Annotated in this window: 18 protein-coding genes and 1 pseudogene; 11 read left to right on the forward strand and 8 right to left on the reverse strand. The window is 72.3% G+C overall.

Annotated features, from left to right (window positions below; genetic code table 11):
- Positions 1-92 precede the first annotated feature (92 nt).
- From IE274_RS32390 to IE274_RS39770, 5 genes and pseudogenes are all read right to left on the reverse strand, one after another.
- Positions 93-1,097 (reverse strand): bile acid:sodium symporter family protein, encoded by a 1,005-nt coding sequence (locus IE274_RS32390; protein WP_233103015.1) that lies wholly within the window; start codon positions 1,095-1,097, stop codon positions 93-95.
- 86 nt (positions 1,098-1,183) lie between these two features.
- Complete coding sequence (locus tag IE274_RS32395) at positions 1,184-1,873, reverse strand: hypothetical protein (RefSeq protein ID WP_190119507.1); 690 nt, start codon at positions 1,871-1,873, stop codon at positions 1,184-1,186.
- The gene (locus IE274_RS32400) at positions 1,870-2,253 is read right to left on the reverse strand and encodes a hypothetical protein (protein ID WP_190119508.1); all 384 of its coding nucleotides are present in this window, start codon (positions 2,251-2,253) and stop codon (positions 1,870-1,872) included. Before IE274_RS32400 ends, IE274_RS32395 begins: the two co-directional genes overlap by 4 nt.
- Entirely contained in the window at positions 2,250-7,247 is a 4,998-nt protein-coding gene (locus IE274_RS32405; RefSeq protein ID WP_190119509.1) for an HD domain-containing protein, read from the reverse strand. The genes IE274_RS32400 and IE274_RS32405 overlap by 4 nt, the downstream gene beginning before the upstream one ends.
- A gap of 62 nt (positions 7,248-7,309) precedes the next feature.
- Positions 7,310-7,439, reverse strand: a pseudogene (locus IE274_RS39770) (pyridoxamine 5'-phosphate oxidase family protein); the annotation flags it as partial.
- A 108-nt stretch (positions 7,440-7,547) separates the two neighbouring features.
- Here IE274_RS39770 and IE274_RS32410 point away from each other — a divergent pair.
- From IE274_RS32410 to IE274_RS32430, 5 genes are all read left to right on the forward strand, one after another.
- The gene (locus IE274_RS32410) at positions 7,548-8,741 is read left to right on the forward strand and encodes an argininosuccinate synthase (protein ID WP_190119510.1); all 1,194 of its coding nucleotides are present in this window, start codon (positions 7,548-7,550) and stop codon (positions 8,739-8,741) included.
- A gap of 119 nt (positions 8,742-8,860) precedes the next feature.
- The gene (argH, locus tag IE274_RS32415) at positions 8,861-10,291 is read left to right on the forward strand and encodes an argininosuccinate lyase (RefSeq protein WP_190119511.1); all 1,431 of its coding nucleotides are present in this window, start codon (positions 8,861-8,863) and stop codon (positions 10,289-10,291) included.
- A 271-nt stretch (positions 10,292-10,562) separates the two neighbouring features.
- A complete protein-coding gene (locus tag IE274_RS32420) occupies positions 10,563-11,531 on the forward strand; it encodes an aldo/keto reductase (protein ID WP_190119512.1) in 969 nt (322 codons plus the stop codon).
- Between the two features lie 154 nt (positions 11,532-11,685).
- On the forward strand, positions 11,686-12,237 hold the full coding sequence (locus IE274_RS32425; RefSeq protein WP_190119513.1) for a TetR/AcrR family transcriptional regulator: 552 nt from the start codon (positions 11,686-11,688) through the stop codon (positions 12,235-12,237).
- A complete protein-coding gene (locus IE274_RS32430) occupies positions 12,234-13,775 on the forward strand; it encodes an MFS transporter (RefSeq protein ID WP_190119514.1) in 1,542 nt (513 codons plus the stop codon). Before IE274_RS32425 ends, IE274_RS32430 begins: the two co-directional genes overlap by 4 nt.
- A gap of 115 nt (positions 13,776-13,890) precedes the next feature.
- On the opposite strand, the gene IE274_RS32435 is transcribed toward IE274_RS32430, so the two are convergent.
- Positions 13,891-14,562, reverse strand: a complete 672-nt coding sequence (locus IE274_RS32435) for a lysophospholipid acyltransferase family protein (protein WP_229909959.1) — start codon at positions 14,560-14,562, stop codon at positions 13,891-13,893.
- Positions 14,563-14,984: 422 nt separating this feature from the next.
- On the opposite strand from IE274_RS32435, the gene IE274_RS32440 reads away from it, so the two are divergent.
- From IE274_RS32440 to IE274_RS32450, 3 genes are all read left to right on the forward strand, one after another.
- Positions 14,985-16,166, forward strand: coding sequence for a glycerophosphodiester phosphodiesterase (locus IE274_RS32440; RefSeq protein ID WP_190119516.1), 1,182 nt, complete (start codon positions 14,985-14,987; stop codon positions 16,164-16,166).
- Between the two features lie 134 nt (positions 16,167-16,300).
- Positions 16,301-16,858 carry an RNA polymerase sigma factor gene (locus IE274_RS32445; RefSeq protein ID WP_190119517.1) on the forward strand — a complete coding sequence of 186 codons (558 nt, stop codon included), beginning with the start codon at positions 16,301-16,303 and terminating at the stop codon, positions 16,856-16,858.
- 40 nt (positions 16,859-16,898) lie between these two features.
- Positions 16,899-17,402, forward strand: coding sequence for a GNAT family N-acetyltransferase (locus IE274_RS32450; protein ID WP_190119518.1), 504 nt, complete (start codon positions 16,899-16,901; stop codon positions 17,400-17,402).
- Here the strand turns inward: IE274_RS32450 and IE274_RS32455 are convergent.
- Complete coding sequence (locus IE274_RS32455; RefSeq protein ID WP_229909960.1) at positions 17,399-17,887, reverse strand: hypothetical protein; 489 nt, start codon at positions 17,885-17,887, stop codon at positions 17,399-17,401. The two genes, IE274_RS32450 and IE274_RS32455, sit on opposite strands and share 4 nt — an antisense overlap.
- Complete coding sequence (locus IE274_RS32460; protein ID WP_190119519.1) at positions 17,868-18,227, reverse strand: hypothetical protein; 360 nt, start codon at positions 18,225-18,227, stop codon at positions 17,868-17,870. The genes IE274_RS32455 and IE274_RS32460 overlap by 20 nt, the downstream gene beginning before the upstream one ends.
- A gap of 90 nt (positions 18,228-18,317) precedes the next feature.
- Between IE274_RS32460 and IE274_RS32465 the strand changes: the two genes are divergently transcribed.
- The 3 genes from IE274_RS32465 to IE274_RS32475 all read left to right on the forward strand — a co-directional run bounded on the left by IE274_RS32465 (position 18,318) and on the right by IE274_RS32475 (position 21,246).
- Positions 18,318-18,965: an HAD family hydrolase gene (locus IE274_RS32465; protein WP_190119520.1), complete on the forward strand. Its 648-nt coding sequence runs from the start codon at positions 18,318-18,320 to the stop codon at positions 18,963-18,965.
- A 416-nt stretch (positions 18,966-19,381) separates the two neighbouring features.
- Positions 19,382-20,452, forward strand: coding sequence for a methionine ABC transporter ATP-binding protein (locus tag IE274_RS32470; protein ID WP_190119521.1), 1,071 nt, complete (start codon positions 19,382-19,384; stop codon positions 20,450-20,452).
- A complete protein-coding gene (locus IE274_RS32475; RefSeq protein WP_190119522.1) occupies positions 20,449-21,246 on the forward strand; it encodes a methionine ABC transporter permease in 798 nt (265 codons plus the stop codon). The genes IE274_RS32470 and IE274_RS32475 overlap by 4 nt, the downstream gene beginning before the upstream one ends.
- Positions 21,247-21,369 lie beyond the last annotated feature (123 nt).

Here is a 21,369-nt window from a genome sequence, read left to right on the forward strand (position 1 = left end):
GGGCCGCTCTGGTCGGGGGCTCCGGGGCGGCGGGCCGGTCGGGGCACCGGGCCCGGGCAGGCCCGCCGGGATACGTCAGACCGGTCGCACCCTCACCCCACCCGCTCCGCCCGCCGCGCCCGGTGCGCCATCCACGCCGCCACCACCGCCCCCGACACGTTGTGCCACACGGAGAACACGGCGGCGGGCAGCGCGGCCAGCGGGCTGAAGTGGGCGGTGGCGAGGGACGCGGCGAGCCCGGAGTTCTGCATGCCGACCTCGAACGCCATCGCCCGGGACGCGGGCGGGCCGAGCCGGGCCAGCTTCCCCGCGCCGTAGCCGAGGGCGAGCCCGAGCCCGTTGTGCAGGACGACCGCGACGAGCACGAGCGCCGCCGCCGACTTGATGGCCGCCGCGCTGCCGGCGACGACCACGGCCACGATGACGGCGATGGTCACGGCCGACAGCCACGGCAGCGCACCGAGCACGCGGTCGACGTACCGCCCGAGGAACAGCCGCACGGCGAGGCCGCCGAGCACCGGCAGGAGCACGGTCTTGAGGATGTCCGTCACCATCGAGCCCGCGTCCACGGGCAGGTACGCACCGGCGAGCAGCAGCGTGAGCGGCGGCGTGACGAGCGGCGCGAGCACCGTGGACACGGTCGCGACGGACACCGAAAGGGCCACGTCGCCGCGCGCCAGATAGGTGACGACGTTGGAGGCGGTGCCGCTCGGCGCGCACCCGACGAGGATCACACCGGCGGCCAACTGCGGCGAGAGGTCGAGGGCGTGGGCGATCAGCCAGCCCAGGCCCGGCATGATCACGTAGTGCGCGACCAGGCCGAGCGCCACGGCCCACGGCCGGCGCGCGACGCCCTGGAAGTCCGTCGGCGTCATCGTCAGGCCCATGCAGAACATGACCACGCCGAGCAGGTACGGCACGCTCTCCTTCCAGCCCCCGAAGGTGCCGGGCGTCGCGAGGCCCACGGCACCCGCGGCGAGGACGAGCACGGGGAAGACGGTGACGGCGCGGCGGGCGGCACGGTCGGCGGCGCTCACGGGCCCGGGGGCCGTCGTCGAGCCGGGACTTGTCGGTTCGGTCTGCACCCGGCGATGCAACGTGCCGGTACGGCGGGGACGCAACCTCGTCTCGATATGTGGTCGCTACATGTGTTGTGGGGTGCACGGGGGGCGGGGCGCCGTCCTCACTTGGCGGCGTCGCAACTCCCCACGGGCGTCACGGAGATGACGGTACGAGCGGGCAGCGTGACCCGCTTCTCCTTCGCCCCGCCGCCCTTCGCACCGCCCGTCGCCCCGGCGCCACCGCCGCCGTCCTCGGCACCCTCCTCCGTGCCGCCCCCGGCGTCCTCGGTCCGCAACGCCACCCCGTCCCGCCCCGACCCCAGGAACTCTCCGCACCGCTCCCCGGACGTCGTGCTCACCCGCACCAGATGGTCCTTCGGTGACTCCGTCGTGACCCAGGCCACCGCGATGGCCCCCGCGGCGCACGCGACACCGAGCACGCAGCACACCGACGCGTACCGCAGCGACCTGACGACCCGCCGGACCTCGTCCTCCGTCCAGCGCCGCAGCGCCTGACCGGCGAGCAGGGTGCGCTCGCCGAGCCGCCCGTGCGCCGCCCGCACGGCGAGCACCGACCCGGCCACGAGCAGCAGGAACGCGGCGGCGACCAGGCCGGACGCCACCTGCTGGTAGATGTCCGGCAGGCCGTTCAGGTCGTCGCGGCCCTTGAGGACGACCAGCACGGCGAGCAGCGCCGCCAGACCGGTCAGACCCGTGCGCCAGCCCTCCGCCCGCCGTCGCAACTCGTCGAGCTGCGTGAACTCCAGCTCGCGCGCCAGCTCCGCCCAGCGGCGGTCGGCCTGGGCCGTCACGGCGTACCGCTCGGGGTGCCACCCGGCGTACCGCTGGGGGCGGCGGTCACCAGGGACCGTACGTGCCAACTGGCCCCGCATCCGACGAACACCGCGTTCTGCGGCAGGTGCGGATGCGGGTGCCCGCACTCGCAGAAGTGGCGTTCCTGGGCGAGCAGCGCGGCGTCCGCGGCCAGCGGCCCCTTCGTCCCGACGCCCGTCCCGGGCACGCCGTGCCGGTACGTCGTCCTCGTATCGCCGTGACAGCGCGGGCAGTACCCCCGCACCAGGGTGTGACCGTCGGGCGCGGGGCCGACGGTGAACCGGTCGCCCACCTCGCCGAGGTCCGTGTCCGCGTACGTGGTGTCGAACTGGTGGGAGGGGCGCGGGGGCTGGGTCATGAGGCGTCGTCCAGGTCGGGATCGAGGTCGAGTTCGAGGGCGAAGAGGGTGGCGTACAGGCGCAGGCGGTCGGTGACCCAGGCCTCGGACTCACCGGTGGCCTCGGCGGCCCGGGCGATGTGCCGGGTGGTCACCTTGCCGGTGAGGGCGGGGAGCCGGCCGTCGAGACCCACGGAGAGGATGGCCAGGTCCTGCCAGAGGGGGATGGTGTCCGGCGGCGGCGGGAGGGGCGGGAGGTCGGTGAGGAGGGGGAGGTAGGGGGCCACGCGCCGGAGCGAGCGGGGCACGGGCTCCCCCAGCCGGCCCGCGATGCTGACCAGGTCGAGGGGGCCGAACTCGGTGCCCGTCTTCGACAGCCACTGCGCTCTCTCCAGGGCCACCCGGTCGCGCGCGGAGGAGGGGGTGGTCGGGAGCGCCGCCAGGTCGGCCTCGGTGAGTTCGGGCACCTGGGCGCCGAGGGGGCGCAGCGAGGCGAGCCGGGCGTAGGCCGCGGCGGGGGAGATCTCCAGCCGGTCGGCGTAGGTGGCCAGGGCGGCGGGTGTCAGCCGCTTCCACACGGCTGCCGAGAGCTGGTCTTCGGCGAAGGGCTGGTCGGTGAGGTCGACGACGGGCTGCTCGGCGAGGGCGTTGATGTCGTGGGAACTGGGCCGGTAGGAGGCGAGTTCCGCAGGCAGGGGCGGAACGGTCAGGCCGAACCGGTCGGCGCCCTGGCGGGCGAGCGCCCACATGTCGGCCAGCGTCTCGTGGAGGCGCTCCGCGGTGTAGAAGAGCCCGGAGGCAGTCAGTTCGTCGGCCGGGTCGTCCTCCGAGCCGTGGACGGCCTCCTTGCCCGAGAGCGCGAAGCGGCTGCGCAACGGCAGGGTGGACCACTCGGTGACCATGTCCACGTGGTCGGGGAGGCGGATCCCGGCGGCCCGCAGCTCGGCGACGGCCCGCGTGACGTCGACGCTGCCCGGCAGACTCTTGGCGCCCTTTCCCAGCGCCTCGTACCCGATGCCGTGTTCGAGGCGGGCGCCGACGTTGTTCAGCCCGCTCGCCAGCGCGCCGGTGTCGGCACAGGGCACGATGCGGCCGTGGCCGTCCGTGTCCCGCCGTTCGTACGACAGGCCTGTCGCGGCGGCCACGCGGGCCAGGCGCTCCGCCGCGTCCGCGAGATCGGTCTCCCAGCGCGCGGCCATGACCACCGTCGCACCCCAGCGCAGCGTCCGGTCCCCGTCCCCGGACGTGAACTCGGCCAGGACCTGGCGGAGTTCGCTGTCGAGATCCGCCCAGGCCCCGACCACGTCGGCGTCGAGCGCCGTCCAGCCCAGCCAGGCGAAGTCGGACAGCACCGGCAGGATCTCCGCCGGTGTCCTGCCGGTGTTCCGCTGCACCTGGAGCACCTGCGCCGGTTCCGTCACCGGCACCAGCTTCTCCTCGTACCCGATGGTGGACTGGAGGAAGAGCATCTCGACGTCCTCCTCCGTGCACACGTAGTGCTGGTGGTGCGGGGGGACGGGCGGCAGCGACTCGCCGTGCAGCGGCGCCCAGCTCGCGTAGCGGGCGGCGACGTCGGCGAGCGGTTCGGTGAACTTCTGGGAGGCCAGGACCAGGCTGCCGCGGCCGCGGTTGACCCGGCTGTCGCCGTGCACCGGGGTGAACTGGCCGGCACCCGTCAGAACCTGGGCCAGGTTCCTGTCCCTGACGTCGGGCACCCGGTCGAGGTCGCCCTCCTGCACGGGCGGGGGAGCCTCAGTGGGGTGCGCGATCCGCAGCCGCCGCTTGCGCCGCAGGGCGTCGGTCACCGGCACGCCTTGCCGGGAGGCCTGTTCGACGACGAACCACCAGCTTCTGTTGTTGCCGTGCAGCACCGCGTCCCCAGGTTCGGGCACGGGATGGCCCGCGAGGCTCCTGGGGGACGACGCCGAGTGGCGGTTGTCCGCGAGGCACAGCGCGGCGGCCCGCCAGGGGGCGAGATTGCCCGCGTCGGGGCCGTACCTGCTGCGGGTCACGACGCTCTGGTCCGGGGGGAACCACCCCTCCGAGTCGAGCCAGTGCCGCCCGTCCCCCTCCCGCAGCGCGGTGACCCCCTTGCCCCGCCACTCCTCCCACAGCACCCGCGCCACCGGCAGGTTCCGCCGCTCCAGCTCCCACAGCCACTCCATCGAGAGCCCCGGCCACTCGGCCAGCGGCATGGCTCCCTCGCGCCAGTTGAGCTCCGCCCAGGCCCGGTCGTAGGACTGCAGCTCCTTGCGGCTGACGCTGAGCTGGCCCGCGTGCAGCCCCGTCAGATTGAGTACGTAGCCGTAGGGCAGCACGTCCGTGGCGATGCCGTCGCACAGCACACCGCCCTGCTCGCCCACCCACCACAGCACTCCGGGCACGGCCGCCACCGGTTCGAGCAGGTCGTGCGCGACCCCCACCTGCAGCACCCCCGGCTGCCACTCGTGCGCCGCCCCCGCCAGATCCCGCACCTCGAGCTCGAACTCGCTCACCCGCACCAGCGGCCGGAGCGTGCCCACGCAGGACAGGCCGTCGGCCGTGCCGTCCGCCCGCAGGTAGAGCCGGACGCGCGTGCCGCCCTCCGCGAGGCCGTCGCCCGCGCCCTCGTGCCGCTGGATGCGGAACAGGCTGCCGCTGCTCGGGATCTCGACGCTCAGGGCGTGCGCGGCCGGGATGCCGTCCGGGCTGACCTGGCGCGTCACGATCGTCATCTCGTCGGCGAGCATGAAGTAGCTGAACACGCCGATGCCGAACCGGCTGTTGGGGAACAGGCGCAGCTTCTGGTCGTGCCGCAGCCAGCGCGACTGCTCGCGCCGGAACGCCTTGGACTGCTCGAACCGGCTGCCCGCCCGCGTGAAGGTGTACTTGAGCTGTTCGGCGCTCATGCCGACGCCGTTGTCGCGGCACTCCACGTACCGGCCGCGCGCGTCCTCGCCCATGGTGATCGAGATCCGGCCGCGCCAGGGCGCGGGCTGCGGACCCGCGCTGTCCAGGTAGTCCCAGCGCATCTGCCGGTACCGGCAGGCGTCCATGGCGTTCTGGTACAGCTCCCGCAGCGCCAGCTGAGGCTCGCCGCCGTACAGCTGCTCGCCCATGAGCAGCTCGCGGACCTCGGTCTGCGCCAGATGGAAGCGCAGCAGCGGCACCTCGTACGTGGACTGGCCGCCGCGCTGGCTCGCCCTGAGGTCGCGGTCGGTGACCCGGGTGGGCACGGCGGACAGCAGGCAGGCCTCCGACCCGGGCAGCGTGCTCGCGAGGTCGGCGACCTGCGCGGCCAACTGGTCGGCCTGGTGCGCCACTTCGACGAGCGCGGCGTGCACCGCCTGGTGCGGGCAGGGCACGTCCAGGTGCAGCGAGGTGCCCTCGGGCTGCCAGCTCAGCAGGTCGGGGTGCGAGACGAGGCCGACGATCTCCTGCGGGAGCACCGGGTCGGACACGGCCAGATGCTCGGCCACGACCTCCGGGAAGGTCCGCACGTCCAGGGACAGCAGGCCCGCGAGGCGGAGGAGCGCCGCGAGGGGGCGCATCCGCAGCGCCTGGTAGCCGCCCGGCAGCAGGATCTTCGCGCGGTCGACGTCACGCGGGGCGCCGGAGGCTCCGGCCGCGCCCGAGTCGTCGAGCGGCTCGTCCAGGCCGATGCCCGCGGCGGCGGCCCGCATCAGGCCGGACAGCTCCGCGACCCGGTCGGGGGCGGGCGCGGCGCCGCCGAGGAGGGTGGTGGCGAGGGCGTCCGCGCACGGGGCGGGCACCGCCTCGTCGTCCGTCTCGAACCGGTCGGCCACCCACCGGTGCACCAGCCACATGGTGACCGCGACGGCGTCCTGGGGCCGTTCGCGGGCGTGGCACTCCGCGACCTTCCGGGCCACGCGTGCGTACTGGTCGCCGACCTGTTCGTAGTGTCTGCGGTGGGCGTCCGCGCCGGGCACGCGCTCCAGCGACTCGGGGCCGAACTCGGCCGCCTGGCTCAGCCGCTCCGCCCAGGCCGCCTCCCGCAGGAACGGCGCCGCGACCAGCGCGGTCACCTCCACCGCGGACAGCTTCGCCCCGTCCGGCAGGAGGGCCGGCAGGCGGTCGCAGAGCAGCCGTACCGGATAGGTGTCGTCGGCCCACGGGTCCTCGAACGGCAGGCGGCTCTGGGCGAGGTGCAGTGTGTGGGCGCAGCGCTCCACGAACGCGCTCAGACAGTCCTGGAAGCGCCGCACCGCGTCCTCGTCGCACGGCTCCACCCGCTCCCACAGGGGCGTGCTGCGCACCGCGTCCTGCCAGGCCTCCAGGAGCGGCCGCCCCTCGCAGATCTCGGCGGCCTTGGTCCGCGCCTCGAAATTGGTGCCGTAGTGGACGTGCGCGTTCTGCGTGTGCCCCTGCCGGTGGGCCACCGCCTTGGCCCGCGCGGCGGCCTTGGCGAACACGTCCTCGACGGAGCGGGCGGGCGCCAGCGGGCCGAGGGCCTCGGCGAGGCCGCGGGTGAAGAAGCTGCCCTCGCCGGTGTAGCCGCTGCGTTCGCCCGCCTCGCAGCCCATGAGGACGGCGAAGCCCCCGCCGGGCGGGCCGTTGTCGACGCTGTTGCCGAACGGCGCGCCGTCGCCGGGCAGTTCGGTGCGGCAGGCGTCGATGGCCCACAGCACGGTGTCCGCCCTGGACGCCTTCAGCCAGGGGCTGATGGCGGCGGGCAGCAGGGAGTCCAGGTACGGCTCCTGCCAGTCGCCGTCGGGCGGCGCCACCGCGTCGAACGGGACCAGGTAGTCGGTGTCGCCCACGCGGACGCCGTGCCCGCTGAAGTACAGCAGCAGCGTGCCGCCCTCGGGGACGGCCCGCGCGGTCTCGTGTATGCGTGCTCTGATCTGGCTGATCCCGGCGTTGTGCAGGACGGTGACGTCGTAACGCGCCGCCTGCAGCGCCGAGCTCATCAGCCGCAGGTCGGCATCGACGGCCTCGTCGAGGGGCTCCAGGAGCCCGTCCGCCGCGGGCACGTGCCCGACTCCGATCAGCAGCGCCGTGCGCGCCGGTGCCATGATGCCCCTCCCACCGGCCGTTCCGCGGGCCGGAGCACCATGATGGCACCGCGCGCACCCGCTCAGGCGAGCGTCGGCGGCAACGGCAGCGGCAGCCCCGGTAGCCCGTCGAGGCTCGTCGCCACGTGCTCCTTCTTCCTTCACGCAGTACGCGCCCAGCGACGCGTCGTCCTCGGTCGCGAACCGCTTCCCCGCGTCACCCTCAAGCTGGATTGACGAAGCATGCAGAGCAATGCATACTCATGCATGTCAGTGACTGCACTGCACTGAGCGAGCAATTGCACTGTGAGGAGAAACCCCGTGACCGAGCGCGTCGTACTCGCCTACTCGGGCGGCCTGGACACCTCCGTCGCCATCGGCTGGATCGCCGAGGAGACGGGCGCCGAGGTCATCGCCGTTGCCGTGGACGTCGGCCAGGGCGGCGAGGACCTGGACGTCATCCGCAAGCGCGCGCTCGCCTGCGGTGCCGTGGAGGCGGAGGTCGCCGACGCCAAGGACGAGTTCGCCGAGGGCTACTGCCTCCCGGCGATCAAGGCCAACGCCCTGTACATGGACCGGTATCCGCTGGTCTCGGCGCTGTCCCGGCCCACCATCGTCAAGCACCTCGTCGCCGCCGCGAACAAGCACGGCGCCGGCATCGTGGCCCACGGCTGCACCGGCAAGGGCAACGACCAGGTGCGGTTCGAGGCGGGCATCCAGGCCCTCGGCCCCGACCTGAAGTGCATCGCCCCCGTCCGGGACTACGCGATGACCCGGGACAAGGCCATCGCCTTCTGCGAGGACAAGGGCCTGCCGATCGCGACCACCAAGAAGTCGCCGTACTCCATCGACCAGAACGTCTTCGGGCGGGCCGTCGAGACGGGCTTCCTGGAGGACATCTGGAACGCCCCGATCGAGGACGTGTACGAGTACACGTCCAACCCCGCGACCCCCCGCGAGGCCGACGAGGTCGTCATCACCTTCAAGGAGGGCGTGCCGGTCGCCATCGACGGCAGGCCGGTCACGGTCCTGCAGGCGATCCAGCAGCTCAACGAGCGGGCCGGCGCCCAGGGCATCGGCCGGATCGACATGGTCGAGGACCGGCTCGTGGGCATCAAGTCCCGTGAGGTGTACGAGGCTCCGGGTGCCATCGCCCTGATCACCGCCCACCAGGAGCTGGAGAACGTCACGGTCGAGCGGGAGCTCGCCCGGTACAAGCGGCAGGTCGAGCAGCGCTGGGGCGAGCTTGTCTACGACGGCCTGTGGTTCTCCCCGCTCAAGCGGGCCCTGGACGGCTTCATCAACGAGGCCAACCAGCACGTCAGCGGCGACATCCGGCTGACCCTGCACGGCGGCCGCGCCGTCGTCACCGGCCGGAAGTCCGAGGAGTCCCTGTACGACTTCAACCTGGCGACGTACGACTCGGGCGACACGTTCGACCAGTCCAAGGCGCAGGGGTTCATCGACATCTTCGGGCTGTCGTCGAAGATCGCGGCCAAGCGGGACCTGGCCTGAGCAGCAACAGCCCCTCCGGCTTTTGAGGAGCGGGGTCCGGGGCGGAGCCCCGGTTCGGGAAGGGGCGGGGCAGGGGAGAAGAACCCCGCACCCCGCCCCCGGCACCTAGAGGAGCAACCGTGAGCAGCAACACCGGCGATGTCCGCCTCTGGGGCGGACGGTTCGCCGATGGCCCCGCAGAGGCGTTGGCGCAACTGTCGGCTTCCGTCCACTTCGACTGGCGACTCGCCCCCTACGACATCGCCGGTTCCCGCGCCCACGCGCGCGTGCTGCACCAGGCGGGCCTGCTCACCGCGGACGAGCTGACGCGCATGCTGGCCGGGCTCGACCAGCTCGAAGCGGACGTCGCCGACGGCTCGTTCGTGGGCACCGTCGCCGACGAGGACGTGCACACGGCCCTGGAGCGCGGCCTCCTGGAGCGCCTCGGCGCGGACCTCGGCGGCAAGCTGCGTGCCGGACGGTCCCGCAACGACCAGGTGGCGACGCTCTTCAAGATGTACCTGCGCGACCACGCCCGCGTCATCGGCGGCCTCATCGCCGAGCTCCAGGAGGCCCTGATCGGTCTCGCGGAGGCACACCCGGACGTCGCCATGCCGGGCCGCACCCACCTCCAGCACGCCCAGCCGGTGCTCTTCGCCCACCATGTCCTCGCCCACGTCCAGTCGCTCTCGCGGGACGCCGAGCGGCTGCGGCAGTGGGACACGCGGACGGCCGTGTCGCCGTACGGCTCCGGGGCGCTGGCGGGTTCGTCGCTGGGCCTCGACCCGCAGGCCGTGGCCGCGGACCTCGGCTTCGAGCACGGCTCCGCCGCCAACTCCATCGACGGCACGGCGTCGCGGGACTTCGTGGCCGAGTTCGCCTTCATCACGGCGATGATCGGTGTGAACCTCTCCCGGATCGCGGAGGAGGTCATCATCTGGAACACGAAGGAGTTCTCCTTCGTCACGCTCCACGACGCGTTCTCGACCGGCTCGTCGATCATGCCGCAGAAGAAGAACCCGGACATCGCGGAGCTGGCGCGCGGCAAGTCGGGCCGCCTCATCGGCAACCTGACGGGCCTGCTGGCGACCCTGAAGGCACTCCCGCTCGCGTACAACCGCGACCTCCAGGAGGACAAGGAGCCGGTCTTCGACTCCTGCGACCAGCTGGAGGTCCTGCTGCCCGCCTTCACCGGCATGATGGCGACGCTCACGGTCCACCGCGAGCGCATGGAGGAGCTGGCCCCGGCCGGTTTCTCCCTCGCCACGGACATCGCCGAATGGCTGGTCAAGCAGGGCGTACCGTTCCGGGTGGCGCACGAGGTCGCGGGCGAGTGCGTCAAGGAGTGCGAGGCGTCGGGCATCGAACTCGACGAACTGACCGACGAACAGTTCGCGAAGATCAGCCCGCACCTGACCCCCGAGGTCCGCACGGTCCTGAACGTCCAGGGCGCGCTGGCGTCCCGCGACGGCCGCGGCGGCACGGCACCGTCGGCGGTGGCGGCACAGCTGGCGGAGATCAAGGCGGACGTGGCGGCGCAGCATGAGTGGGCAACGGCCCGGAAGGGCTGATCCGTCCCGTCCTTCGGCGCCTTTCCGGCCCGCCCGGAACACTTCAGCCCGTCGTGGGGGTCCTCCCTGCTCCTCAAGAGCTTGGGGGAGTTTGAGGACGAGGCGCCAAGCGCCGACAGCGGGGGTCCAGGGGGCGGCAGCCCCCGGTTTCGGAGAAGGGGCTGGCCTGGGGCGCACCGCGAGGACCCACCTCACCCGCACCACCCGCCGGGAGTTACGTTGAAGGGGTGCACGCGACCCGCGTGCGCCCCTTCGCAGCGTGGAGCCCCGCATGTCCTTCGCCCGCCTCGCCACAGCGACCACCCCCACCGCCCACCTGGGCGTGGGCCTCGCCGCCGTCGGCAGGCCCGGCTACATCACGCTGGGCCGCGAGGAGGACCTGCCCGCACGTGGCGTGGAGGCCCTGCGCGAGCGAGCCTTCGAGCTCCTCGACGCCGCCTACGCACTCGGGGTGCGCTACCTCGACGTGGCCCGCTCCTACGGCCGCTCGGAGGAGTTCCTGGCCGACTGGCTGCGCGCCCGCCCCGACATCCGGGACGTGGTCGTGGGCAGCAAGTGGGGCTACACGTACACGGCCGACTGGCGCACCGACGCCGAGGCGCACGAGGTCAAGGACCACAGCGTCGCCGCGTACGACCGCCAGCGAGCCGAGACCGCCGACCTCCTCGGCGACCGCCTGGACCTCTACCAGATCCACTCGGTGACCCCGGAGAGCCCCGCCCTCACCGACAGGGAACTGCACGCCCGCCTCGCGGATCTGGCCGCGAGCGGCGTCACCGTCGGCCTCTCCGTGAGCGGCCCCGAGCAAGCGGCGGCGATCCGCGCCGCCGTCGAGGTCAGCGTGGGCGGCGAGCGGCTGTTCAAGACGGTCCAGGCGACGTACAACGCCCTGGAGACCTCGGCCGGACCGGCCCTCGCCGAGGCCCACGAAGCGGGCCTGACCGTCCTGGTCAAGGAGGGCATGGCCAACGGCCGCCTGGCCGGACCCCAGGCGCCCGCCGCGCTGCGCGCCGCCGCCGAGGCCACCGGCCTGGGCTGCGACGCGGTGGCCCTGGCCCTGGTCCTTCGTCAGCCCTGGGCGGGCGTCGTCCTCTCCGGCGCCGCCACCTCCGTACAGCTCGTGTCGAACCTGCACGCGACGGCCGTCGACCTGGACGCGGAACACCTGGAGCGCCTCGCGGACCTCGCGGAGGAGCCCACCGCGTACTGGCGCACGCGGGCCGCACTGCCCTGGCACTGAGCCGGACGGCCCAGCACTGACGGCCCAGCACTGAGGCGTACCCTCTCCGGCCCCCGCGCCCTTCTCCCGCTCCCCCTGCCCCCTCCCGCCCTCGTGGTGAGACCTCATTGATGCGCATGAGACGAATTTGTCTCACGTGGTCTATGGTTGTCTCATGTCAGTCGACCGTGACCAGGTGCTGCGCAGCGCCGCCGCCCAGCTCACCCGCAAGGGCTCCTCGACCCTGGACGAGGTCGCCAAGGCCTCCGGGATCAGCCGCGCCACCCTGCACCGGCACTTCGCCGGGCGCGACGCGCTCGTCCGCGCGCTGGAGGATCTGGGCCTCAAGGAGTGCGAGCTGGCGCTCGACGCCGCGCGGCTCGGCGAGGGCAGCGCGCAGGACGCGCTGCGCCGCCTGATCAAGGAGATCGAGCCCGCCGCGGGCCTGCTGGCGTTCCTCGTCACGGAGAACCAGCTGTTCGAGGGCGACGACCGGCACGAGGGCTGGTCCCGGATCGACGACCGGATGGCGGAGCTGTTCCGGCGCGGCCAGGAGAGCGGCGAGTTCCGCATCGACCTGAGCACGGCCTGGCTCACCGACGCCCTCTACGGCCTCGTCGGCGCCGCCGCCTGGGCCGTGCTCGACGGCCGCGTGGCGGCCAAGGACTTCTCATACATGATCGCCGAACTGCTGATCGGCGGCGCACAACGGAGAGTGGAATCATGACTAGCACCGAACAGCGCGTACGGTCCGCGGAGGTGGAGCGGCACCCCGGCCGCTGGCTCGCTCTCGCCGTGCTCGCGCTGGCCGTGCTGCTCGTCGCGGTGGACGCGACCGTCCTCGGTCTCGCGACGCCGTACATCAGTGAGGACCTGAAGCCGTCCGGCAACCAGCTGCTGTGGATCGGCGACGTCTACTCGTTCGTGATCGCGGGTCTGCTGGTGTCCATGGGCAGCCTCGGCGACCGCATCGGCCGCAAGAAGCTGCTGCTCACGGGCGCCGTCGCGTTCGGCGCGGTGTCCGTGCTCAACTCGTACGCCAGCACGCCCGAGTTGATGATCCTGGCCCGCGCGCTGCTCGGAGTCGCGGGTGCGACCCTGATGCCGTCGACCCTGGCCCTGATCCGGAACATCTTCCACGACCCGCGCGAGCGCAGCATCGCCGTCGGCGTGTGGGGCGCGATGGCCTCGGCGGGCGCGGCGGTCGGCCCGGTCGTCGGCGGCTTCCTGCTCGAACACTTCTGGTGGGGCTCGGTCTTCCTGATCAACCTGCCGGTGATGGCGGTCCTCGTCCTCGTCGGCATCAAGCTGCTGCCCGAGTCGAAGAATCCGGCGCCCGGCCCCTGGGACCTGATCAGCGTCGCCCTGTCGCTCATCGGCATGATCGGGATCGTGTACGCGATCAAGGAGGCGGCGGCCCACGGCCTCCGCTGGGACGTCGCTGCCTCCGGCGCCCTCGGCGTGGCGGCCCTGGTGTGGTTCGTACGCCGCCAGCTCACGCTGCCCGCGCCGCTCCTGGACATGCGCCTGTTCCGCAACCGCGGGTTCTCGGCGGCCGTGCTGGCCGACCTGCTGACCATCCTCGGCCTGGCCGGGCTGGTCTTCTTCCTCTCCCAGTTCCTCCAGCTCGTGCAGGGCAGGCCGCCGTTCGAGGCGGGCCTCGCCGAACTGCCCGCCGCGGTGGGCGCGGTGGCGGCGGGCCTGATCGCGGGCACGGTGGCGCGCCGGTACTCGGTGCGGGCGGTGGTCGCGGGCGGCCTCGCGGCGGTGGGCCTCGCGCTCGCCGCGCTGACCGTGCTGAGCCAGCAGACCGGCTATCCGCTGCTCGGTGCGGCGCTCCTGGTCGTCGGCATCGGCGCGGGCTTCTCCTTCACGGTGACCGCCGACGTGATCCTGTCCAGCGTGCCGAAGGAACAGGCGGGCGCGGCGTCCGCGGTCTCCGAGACGGCGTACGAACTCGGCGCGGCCCTCGGCATCGCCCTGCTCGGCTCCATCGTGACCGGCGTGTACCGCGACTTCACCGCCCCGGCAGGCACCCCGGCCGACGCCGCCTCGGCGGCCCACGACTCCCTGGGCGGCGCCGTCGAGGCGGGCTCCGGCCTGCCCGCGCACCAGGCCGAGCCCTTGCTCGCAGCGGCTCAGGACGCCTTCGTGGACGGCCTGAGACTGGCCGCGGGCATCGGTGCGGCGGTCCTGCTCGCGACGGCGGCAGCGGCGTGGTTCCTGCTGAAGGGCCAAAGGCTGGAAGACGGCCTGGAGCACTGAACCCCGTGGGCACCCGGCGCCGGGTGCGGAAACGGCGAACGCCCGCCCCGGTGCCGGGGAAATCACCCCGGCACCGGGGCGGGCGCACCGAACCTCTTCGCTCAGCCCCGTAGGGCTACGCGGCCTTTGCCTTGGTGGCGTACATGTCCACGTACTCCTGGCCGGACAGCAACATGACCTCCGTCATCACGGAGTCCGTCACCGCCCGCAAGACGTACCGGTCCCGGTCCATCCCGTCGTACCGCGAGAACTCCATCGCCTCACCGAAGCGGACGGTGACCTTGCCCGGGTGGGGCAGCCCCTTGCCGCCGGGCTGGAGCTTGTCCGTGCCGATCATCGCGAACGGCACGACCGGCGCCCCGGTCATCAGGGTCAGCCGCGCGATGCCGGTGCGGCCGCGGTAGAGGCGGCCGTCGGGGGAGCGGGTGCCCTCCGGGTAGATGCCGAAGATCTTGCCCTCGTCCAGGACGCGCTTGCCGGTCATCAGCGCGGCCACCCCGCCCCGGCCCCCGTCACGCGCCACCGGGATCATGCCGACGCCGGTGAAGAACCAGGCCATGAGACGGCCCTTGAAGCCCTTGCCGGTGACGTACTCGTCCTTGCCGATGAAGAAAACGGGCCGGTCGCACACCAGGGGCATGATCATCGAGTCGATGAACGTCAGGTGGTTTCCGGCCAGAATGACGGGACCGGTCCCGGGGATGTTCTCGGCGCCTTCCACCCGTGGGCGGAACATCAGGCGCAGGAACGGTCCGAGCACTGCCTTGATGAGCGCTAGACGGGACAACGAGTCCTCCGGTGTCAACGGGTCGACGACGAGTCTGTGCAGGTGAGGACCATACTCGCGGGTCCCCGTTGATTGCACATCGGGTTCATGTGCCCGATACGCAGAGTTGACCTGATTTTGCCTGCAGTTGCCCCCGCGCGAACCTCACTGTGACGACCGTAGCGCCGTGCGAACTGCGAGGCTTGTCCGAGTGGTGCTTCTCACGCGCGACGCATCTCACGGCTGAAGTCTTCCCGGCGCCCCGAGCCCGGGCGCACGCGCCGGTCGCTTCCCCCGCAAGGGCCGCGAGCCGTACTCGACACACGCCGTCAGCCACCCGTTCGGCCCCGGGTCTCCCACCCGTCACGTATCGCCACCTACGATCGGTGCCGCTTTGTCAGGTGCAAGGCGCTACACGGCGGTACACAGGGAGGGAGCGCTCAATGGCGACGCAGGAATCGGGGCGGCGGGGGACGGGGACGAGCCCGGGGCGGCGCGCGGTGCTCGGGGCCGCGGTGCTGGGGGCGGGCACGGCCGTCGTCGGGGCGCCCGGCGTGGCGAGAGCCGACGAACGCCACGGCCACGGCGGCCACGGGGGCGGCGGCTACCGCGACCTGCCCGTGCCGACGGTGGTCGCGCACCGCGGCACCAGCGGCTACCGGCCCGAGCACACGCTCGGCTCGTACCAACTCGCGCTCGACATGGGCGCGCACGTCATCGAGCAGGACGTGGTGCCCACCAAGGACGGCCATCTCGTATGCCGTCACGAGAACGACATCACCGGTACGACGGACGTCGCCGCGCACCCCGAGTTCGCGGGCCGCAAGACCACCAAGTCCGTCGACGGCGTCTCGCTCACCGGCTGGTTCACCGAGGACTTCACGCTCGCCGAGCTGAAGACGCTGCGCGCCAAGGAGCGCATCCCCGGCACCCGCCAGCGCAACACCCTCTACGACGGCCGCTGGGACATCCCCACCCTCGAAGAGGTCTTCCGCTGGGCGGAGAAGCAGGGGCGCGAGCGCGGCCGGCGCGTCTGGCTGCACATCGAGACCAAGCACCCCACGTACTTCCGCAAGCTGGGCCTCGGCCTGGAGGAGCCGCTCGCCAAGCTGCTGCGCCGCTACAACCGCCACCGCAGGAACTCCCCGACCTTCCTGCAGTCCTTCGAGCCGAGCAGCATCCAGCGCCTGCGCAAGCTCGTCGACGCGCCCGGCGTCGTCCTGCTGTCCACGGCCGCCTCCCGCCCGTGGGACTTCGTCGAGGCGGGCGACCCGCGCACCGTCGCCGACCTGATCAAGCCCGAGGGCCTGAAGTGGATCGCCTCGTACGCCAAGGGCATCGGCCCGACGCTCGACCTGGTCATCCCCAAGGGCCCCGACGGCAAGCTCCTGGAGCCGACCACCCTGGTCCGCGACGCGCACGCCGAGGGCCTGGTCCTGCACCCGTACACGATGCGCAACGAGAACACCTTCCTGCCCGCCGACTTCAAGAAGGGCACGGACCCGAACGCGTACGGCGACGCCTTCGGCGCGTTCAAGGCGTACTTCGCCACCGGCATCGACGGGATCTTCTCCGACAACCCGGACACCGCGCTGCTGGCCGCCGCGGACTTCAACGACGACTGACCGGTCCCGCCGACGGCTGACCGACCGTGTCGGCACCCGACCGGCGCCGTCAACGACGGGGCGCAAACCCCCGGTTGGGGTGAGGCGCGGCCGTTCCGGAAACCGATAACCGGAATGGTCGCGTCCCCGTCGGCATGACCCCTACGCCCCCGTCGGCCCCGCCCCGTCCCGCGCGGCCGTCGCTCTCGTACGACCTGGTCACCACCCTCCGCCCGCTGCTCGCCGCCGAGGCATCCGCCGAGGCGCACGGCTGCGCCGCCGACCCCGGCGACATCGAGCAGGCCGTCTGGCTGCGCCTGCTCGAACACGTGGACGCCGGGGGACCGCCCGCCGACCCCGCCGCCTGGCTGCGCGCCGCCGTCCGCGACGAGGCGCACCGCACCCGCACCACCGCCCGCCGGGAGCGGCCCTACGTCATCGAGCCCGCCGACCCGCGCGGCGGCCCCGAACAGCGGCTGCTGCGGGCCGACCGGCACCGCACCCTGTACGCCGCCGTCCGGAAACTGCCCGGACGCTGTCCGCGTCTCATGGCTGCGCTTCTGTCGCCGAAGGACCTGACTTACCGCGAAATCGCAGGGGAGTTGGGAATGTCACAAGGATCTTTGGGGCCGGAACGTTCCCGATGCCTGGGATGCCTGCGCAGAATGCTGGCGCAGGAGGTTGGGACTCCGGACCCGTGGGGAAAGGAGTGAGGGACAACCGGCGGAGCAGGTGAGCGGGAGGCATGCACACATGGGCATGAGCGTGACCATCTCGGAGGCGGCCGACACGGACGCCGAACAGATCCTCAAACTGCAGTACCTCTGCTACCAGAGCGAGGCCGAGCTGTACGGCGACTACTCCATCGAGCCGCTGACGCAGACCCTCGACTCCATCAAGGCCGAGCTGGCCGCGGGCAGCGTCCTGGTGGCGCGGCTCGGCGCGGAGGTCGTGGCGTCCGTGCGGGGCACGGTCGACGCGGCGGCCACGGCCCGCATCGGCAAGCTCATCGTGCACCCGCGGATGCAGCGGCACGGCCTGGGCGGCCGCCTCCTCGAGGCCATCGAGCGCCGCCTCGCCGAGGGTGGCGTGGCCCAGCGCTTCGAGTTGTTCAGCGGCCACCGCAGCGAGAGCAACCTCCAGCTCTACCGCAAGCACGGCTACGCGCCGGTGAGCACCCGGCGCGTGGACGAGCGGCTGACGGTGGTGACCCTCTCCAAGGACGCGGAGGCGGGCGCGTACGTCACGAGCGCCTAGGCGTCGGCGGGACCGCCGGCCCCGGCGGTCCCGGTCCGCGCACGCGACTTCCGCAGCCAGAACACCGCGGTCACGGGCAGCAGCACGGGAATGAACAGATAGCCCATGCCGAAGTCCGACCAGACCGTGGCGTCCGGGAACGCGGAGGGCTCCGCGAGGGTCCAGGCCCCGACGGCGAGCACCCCGGCGAGCTCGGCGGCGCAGCACACGAGCGCCGCCTTGCGGGCCCGCTCCCCGCCGCGTACGAGCGAGTACGTGATGAAGCCGTAGACGACACCGGCGATCGCCGACAGCGTGTACGCCAGCGGGGCCTTGCCGAAGTCCGTGGAGATCTGGACCGCCGAGCGCGACACGGCACCCACGACCATCACGCCGTACAGCCACACCAGCAGGATGCCGGGGCCGGTGATCAGCTTCTGCCGCTGCGGCTTGTCCGTGCGGGGCTCGTCGTCCGTCACCGCCACCTCAGCCTCCCCAGATGTCATGGAGCCGCACTTCCAGCACGGCGAGGACCACGCCGCCCGCGGCGACGGTCACCGAACCCCAGCGGGTGCGCTCGGCGAGCGACATGAAGCCCGCCGCCGGAACGCACGCGAACGAGCCGATCAGATACGCCACGAAGATCGTCGTGCCCTGCTCGGGGTCCTCGCCCCGCGCCAGCCGCACGATGCCGACGATCAGCTGGACCAGCGTCAGCAGGGTGACCACACCCATGCCGATGAAGTGCCAGTCCTTCGTCGGCTGGTCCCGGTAGGCGGCGAAGCCGCACCAGGCCGCGAGCGCGAGCGCGGCCACGGAGGTCGCGACGGTCAGGGCAACAAGCATGCCGAGACCCTATTACGGGCCAAAAGGCCCGGTGTCCTCGGCCCCGGGGGCCCAGGATCCGCCGCCGCGCCCCCACGTACGCTCGAAGGCATGAAGATCCAGGCTGACGCGCTCCTGTTCGACAACGACGGCACCCTCATCTCCTCGATGGAGTCCGTCCGCCGCTGCTGGACCCGGTGGGCCCAGGAGTACGGGATCACCGCCGCGGACTTCGCCGAGGTCGAGCTGCACGGCCGCCCCGCCGTCGAGATCGTCGCCGACCTGCTGCCCGCCGATCTGGTCGAGGAGGCCGTGGCCCGGATCGAGGAGCTGGAGGTGTCCGACGTCGCGGGCGGCGTACTCGCCCTGCCCGGCACCCTCGACCTGCTCGCCGCGCTGCCGCCCGAGCGCTGGGCCGTCGTCACCTCCGCGACCCGCCGCCTGGCCGAGGCCCGGCTCGCCGAGGTCGGCATCCGCCCCAAGACGCTGATTGCCGCCGACGACATCACCCGCGGCAAGCCCGACCCCGAGCCCTTCCTGCTCGCGGCCCGGGTGCTCGGCGTGGACCCGGCGCGCTGCGTGGTCTTCGAGGACGCCCCCGCCGGTCTCACCGCGGGCCGGGCCGCCGGGATGACCACCGTGGCGTTGACCACAACGCATGGGGTGGGGGAGCTGTCCGCCGACGTCGTCGTCAAGGACCTGTCCGCGGTGTCGGTGCAGGCCACGGCGGGTGGCGTGGAGATCGTCACCGGCGCCTGAGCGCGGTGTCGGAGCGGGCAGGCCGTCTCGCCCGTTGTCCAAAGTCTGTCCGCTATTCGGACAGCGGTGGCGGGGCGCGCCCGCACGCGTGTTTTACTGGTCCGCATGACCACGACGAGCAGCCGCACCCTTGCGACCGAGGCGATCACGACGCCCGGTGCTCGTTGTATGTGTCGAATGTGCGCCTTCTGAGGGCCCCCGCACCACTGAGAGCCTCGCGCCCCGAAGCGAAGCCGCTGTGCCGCGCCACTACGCCACGTACGCATCCGTAGGAGTCCCGTACGCACGTAGGGAGCGAGCCGCCCCGCGCACACGTCCTCCGGTTCCATCGCCACCGCGAGAACCGTGCCGCGTTCCGAACGAATGCCCCGTGCCCGGCGTCACCGCGCCGCGCACTCGACAGTGACGGAAACCCAGTGATCACCACTTCCGGCCTGACCAAGGTCTACCGCTCACGCGGTCGTGAAGTAACCGCCATCGACGGAGTCGATCTCCATGTGCGCGAAGGCGAGGTGTACGGCGTCATCGGCCAGTCCGGTGCCGGTAAATCCTCGTTGATCCGCTGCGTGAACCTCCTGGAGCGCCCCACCTCCGGCACCGTGACCGTGGACGGCCAGGACCTCACCGCGCTCGCGGGCCGCGGCCCGCGAGCCGGCCGGGAACTGCGCGCCGCCCGCAACCGCATCGGCATGGTCTTCCAGCACTTCAACCTGCTGTCCTCGCGCACGGTCCAGGCGAACATCGAGCTGCCCCTCGAAATCCTCGGCCTGTCCGGCAAGGAGCGCTCCCGCAAGGCGCTCGAACTCCTGGACCTGGTCGGCCTCGCCGACAAGGCCAAGGCCTACCCGGCGCAGCTCTCCGGCGGCCAGAAGCAGCGCGTCGGCATCGCCCGCGCGCTGGCCGGCGAGCCGAAGGTGCTGCTCTCGGACGAGGCCACCAGCGCCCTCGACCCCGAGACCACCCGCTCCATCCTCCAGCTCCTGCGCGACCTCAACCGGCAGCTCGGCCTGACCGTCCTGCTGATCACGCACGAGATGGAGGTCGTGAAGACGGTCTGCGACTCGGCCGCGCTGATGGAGCGGGGCCGGATCATCGAGTCCGGCACCGTCAACGAACTCCTCGCCACGCCGGGCTCCCAGCTCGCCGCCGCGCTCTTCCCGGTCAGCGGCGACGCCACCGGCGCCGACCGCACCGTCGTCGACGTGACGTTCCACGGCGAGGCCGCGACCCAGCCGGTCATTTCCCAGCTGTCGCGCACGTACAACATCGACATCTCGATCCTCGGCGCCGCGATGGACACCGTCGCGGGCAAGCAGGTCGGCCGGATGCGCATCGAGCTGCCGGGCCGCTTCGAGGAGAACGTCGTCCCGATCGGCTTCCTGCGCGAGCAGGGCCTGCAGGTCGACGTCGCCGACGCGCCCGCCGGGTTCCTGGCGCAGGACGTGCCCGCGACCGCCGCCCCGCTGGTGAAGGAAGGTGCCAAGTGACCTGGTCGGAGATGCAGCCCCTGCTGGAGCAGGCCTGTTGGGACACCCTCTACATGGTCGGCTGGTCGGCGCTCATCGCCGTCGCCGTCGGGCTGCCGCTCGGCATCCTGCTGGTCCTCACCGACCGCGGCGGGCTGTTGCAGAACACGTTCGTGAACAAGGTGATCGGGCAGGTCGTCAACATCGGCCGCTCGATGCCCTTCATCATCCTCATGGTCGCCCTGATGGGCTTCACACGCTCCATCGTCGGCACCTCCATCGGCCGTGACGCCGCGATCGTGCCGCTCGCGATCAGCGCCATCCCGTTCTTCGCGCGCCTGGTCGAGACGGCCGTCCGCGAGGTCGACCACGGCCTGGTCGAGGCCGTGCAGTCGATGGGCGGCAACACCTGGACCGTGGTCCGCAAGGTCCTCGTGCCCGAGTCCCTGCCGTCGCTGATCTCCAGCGCGACCACGACCGTCGTCGCCCTCATCGGCTACTCGGCGATCACCGGCACCGTCGGCGCGGGCGGCCTCGGCGACCTCGCGGTCCGCTACGGCTACCAGCGCTTCGAGACCGAACTGATGTGGATCACCGTCGGCGTGCTCGCCGTGGTCATCTCGATCATCCAGTTCATCGGCGACTACGCCGCCCGGAGCCTGCACCGCCGCGGCGGTCACTCGGGAGCCGCGCCGCGGCTGAAGTTCCTGCGCGGCAAGGCGCCCGTGGCGGCCACGACGGCGTCGGTGAAGTCCGCCGGGCCGGCCGCCGCCGCGGACACCGAGCCGGACCGGGAGCCGGTCAAGGTCTCCTGAGCCCCTCAGCCCCCTGAGGCCTCTCAGGCACCTGAGGCCTCTCAGGCACCTGAGCCCCTCGGTCCCCTGAGTTCACCCAGCACCACCCCGCACCACCATCGCGGGGTTGTACCACCCATGGAG

Origin of the sequence: Streptomyces flavofungini, from assembly GCF_014650815.1 — a bacterium.
GTDB classification, from domain to species: Bacteria; Actinomycetota; Actinomycetes; order Streptomycetales; family Streptomycetaceae; genus Streptomyces; species Streptomyces flavofungini.

Bases quoted from the DNA above. Each gene is read 5' to 3' on its own strand.
- IE274_RS32405 (WP_190119509.1), bottom strand. From the start codon at position 7,247: ATGGCACCGGCGCGCACGGCGCTGCTGATCGGAGTCGGGCACGTGCCC.
- IE274_RS32460 (WP_190119519.1), bottom strand. From the start codon at position 18,227: ATGCTTGTTGCCCTGACCGTCGCGACCTCCGTGGCCGCGCTCGCGCTC.
- IE274_RS32450 (WP_190119518.1), top strand. From the start codon at position 16,899: ATGGGCATGAGCGTGACCATCTCGGAGGCGGCCGACACGGACGCCGAA.
- IE274_RS32400 (WP_190119508.1), bottom strand. From the start codon at position 2,253: ATGACCCAGCCCCCGCGCCCCTCCCACCAGTTCGACACCACGTACGCG.
- IE274_RS32430 (WP_190119514.1), top strand. From the start codon at position 12,234: ATGACTAGCACCGAACAGCGCGTACGGTCCGCGGAGGTGGAGCGGCAC.
- IE274_RS32420 (WP_190119512.1), top strand. From the start codon at position 10,563: ATGTCCTTCGCCCGCCTCGCCACAGCGACCACCCCCACCGCCCACCTG.
- IE274_RS32455 (WP_229909960.1), bottom strand. From the start codon at position 17,887: ATGACATCTGGGGAGGCTGAGGTGGCGGTGACGGACGACGAGCCCCGC.
- IE274_RS32440 (WP_190119516.1), top strand. From the start codon at position 14,985: ATGGCGACGCAGGAATCGGGGCGGCGGGGGACGGGGACGAGCCCGGGG.
- IE274_RS32465 (WP_190119520.1), top strand. From the start codon at position 18,318: ATGAAGATCCAGGCTGACGCGCTCCTGTTCGACAACGACGGCACCCTC.
- IE274_RS32445 (WP_190119517.1), top strand. From the start codon at position 16,301: ATGACCCCTACGCCCCCGTCGGCCCCGCCCCGTCCCGCGCGGCCGTCG.
- IE274_RS32425 (WP_190119513.1), top strand. From the start codon at position 11,686: ATGTCAGTCGACCGTGACCAGGTGCTGCGCAGCGCCGCCGCCCAGCTC.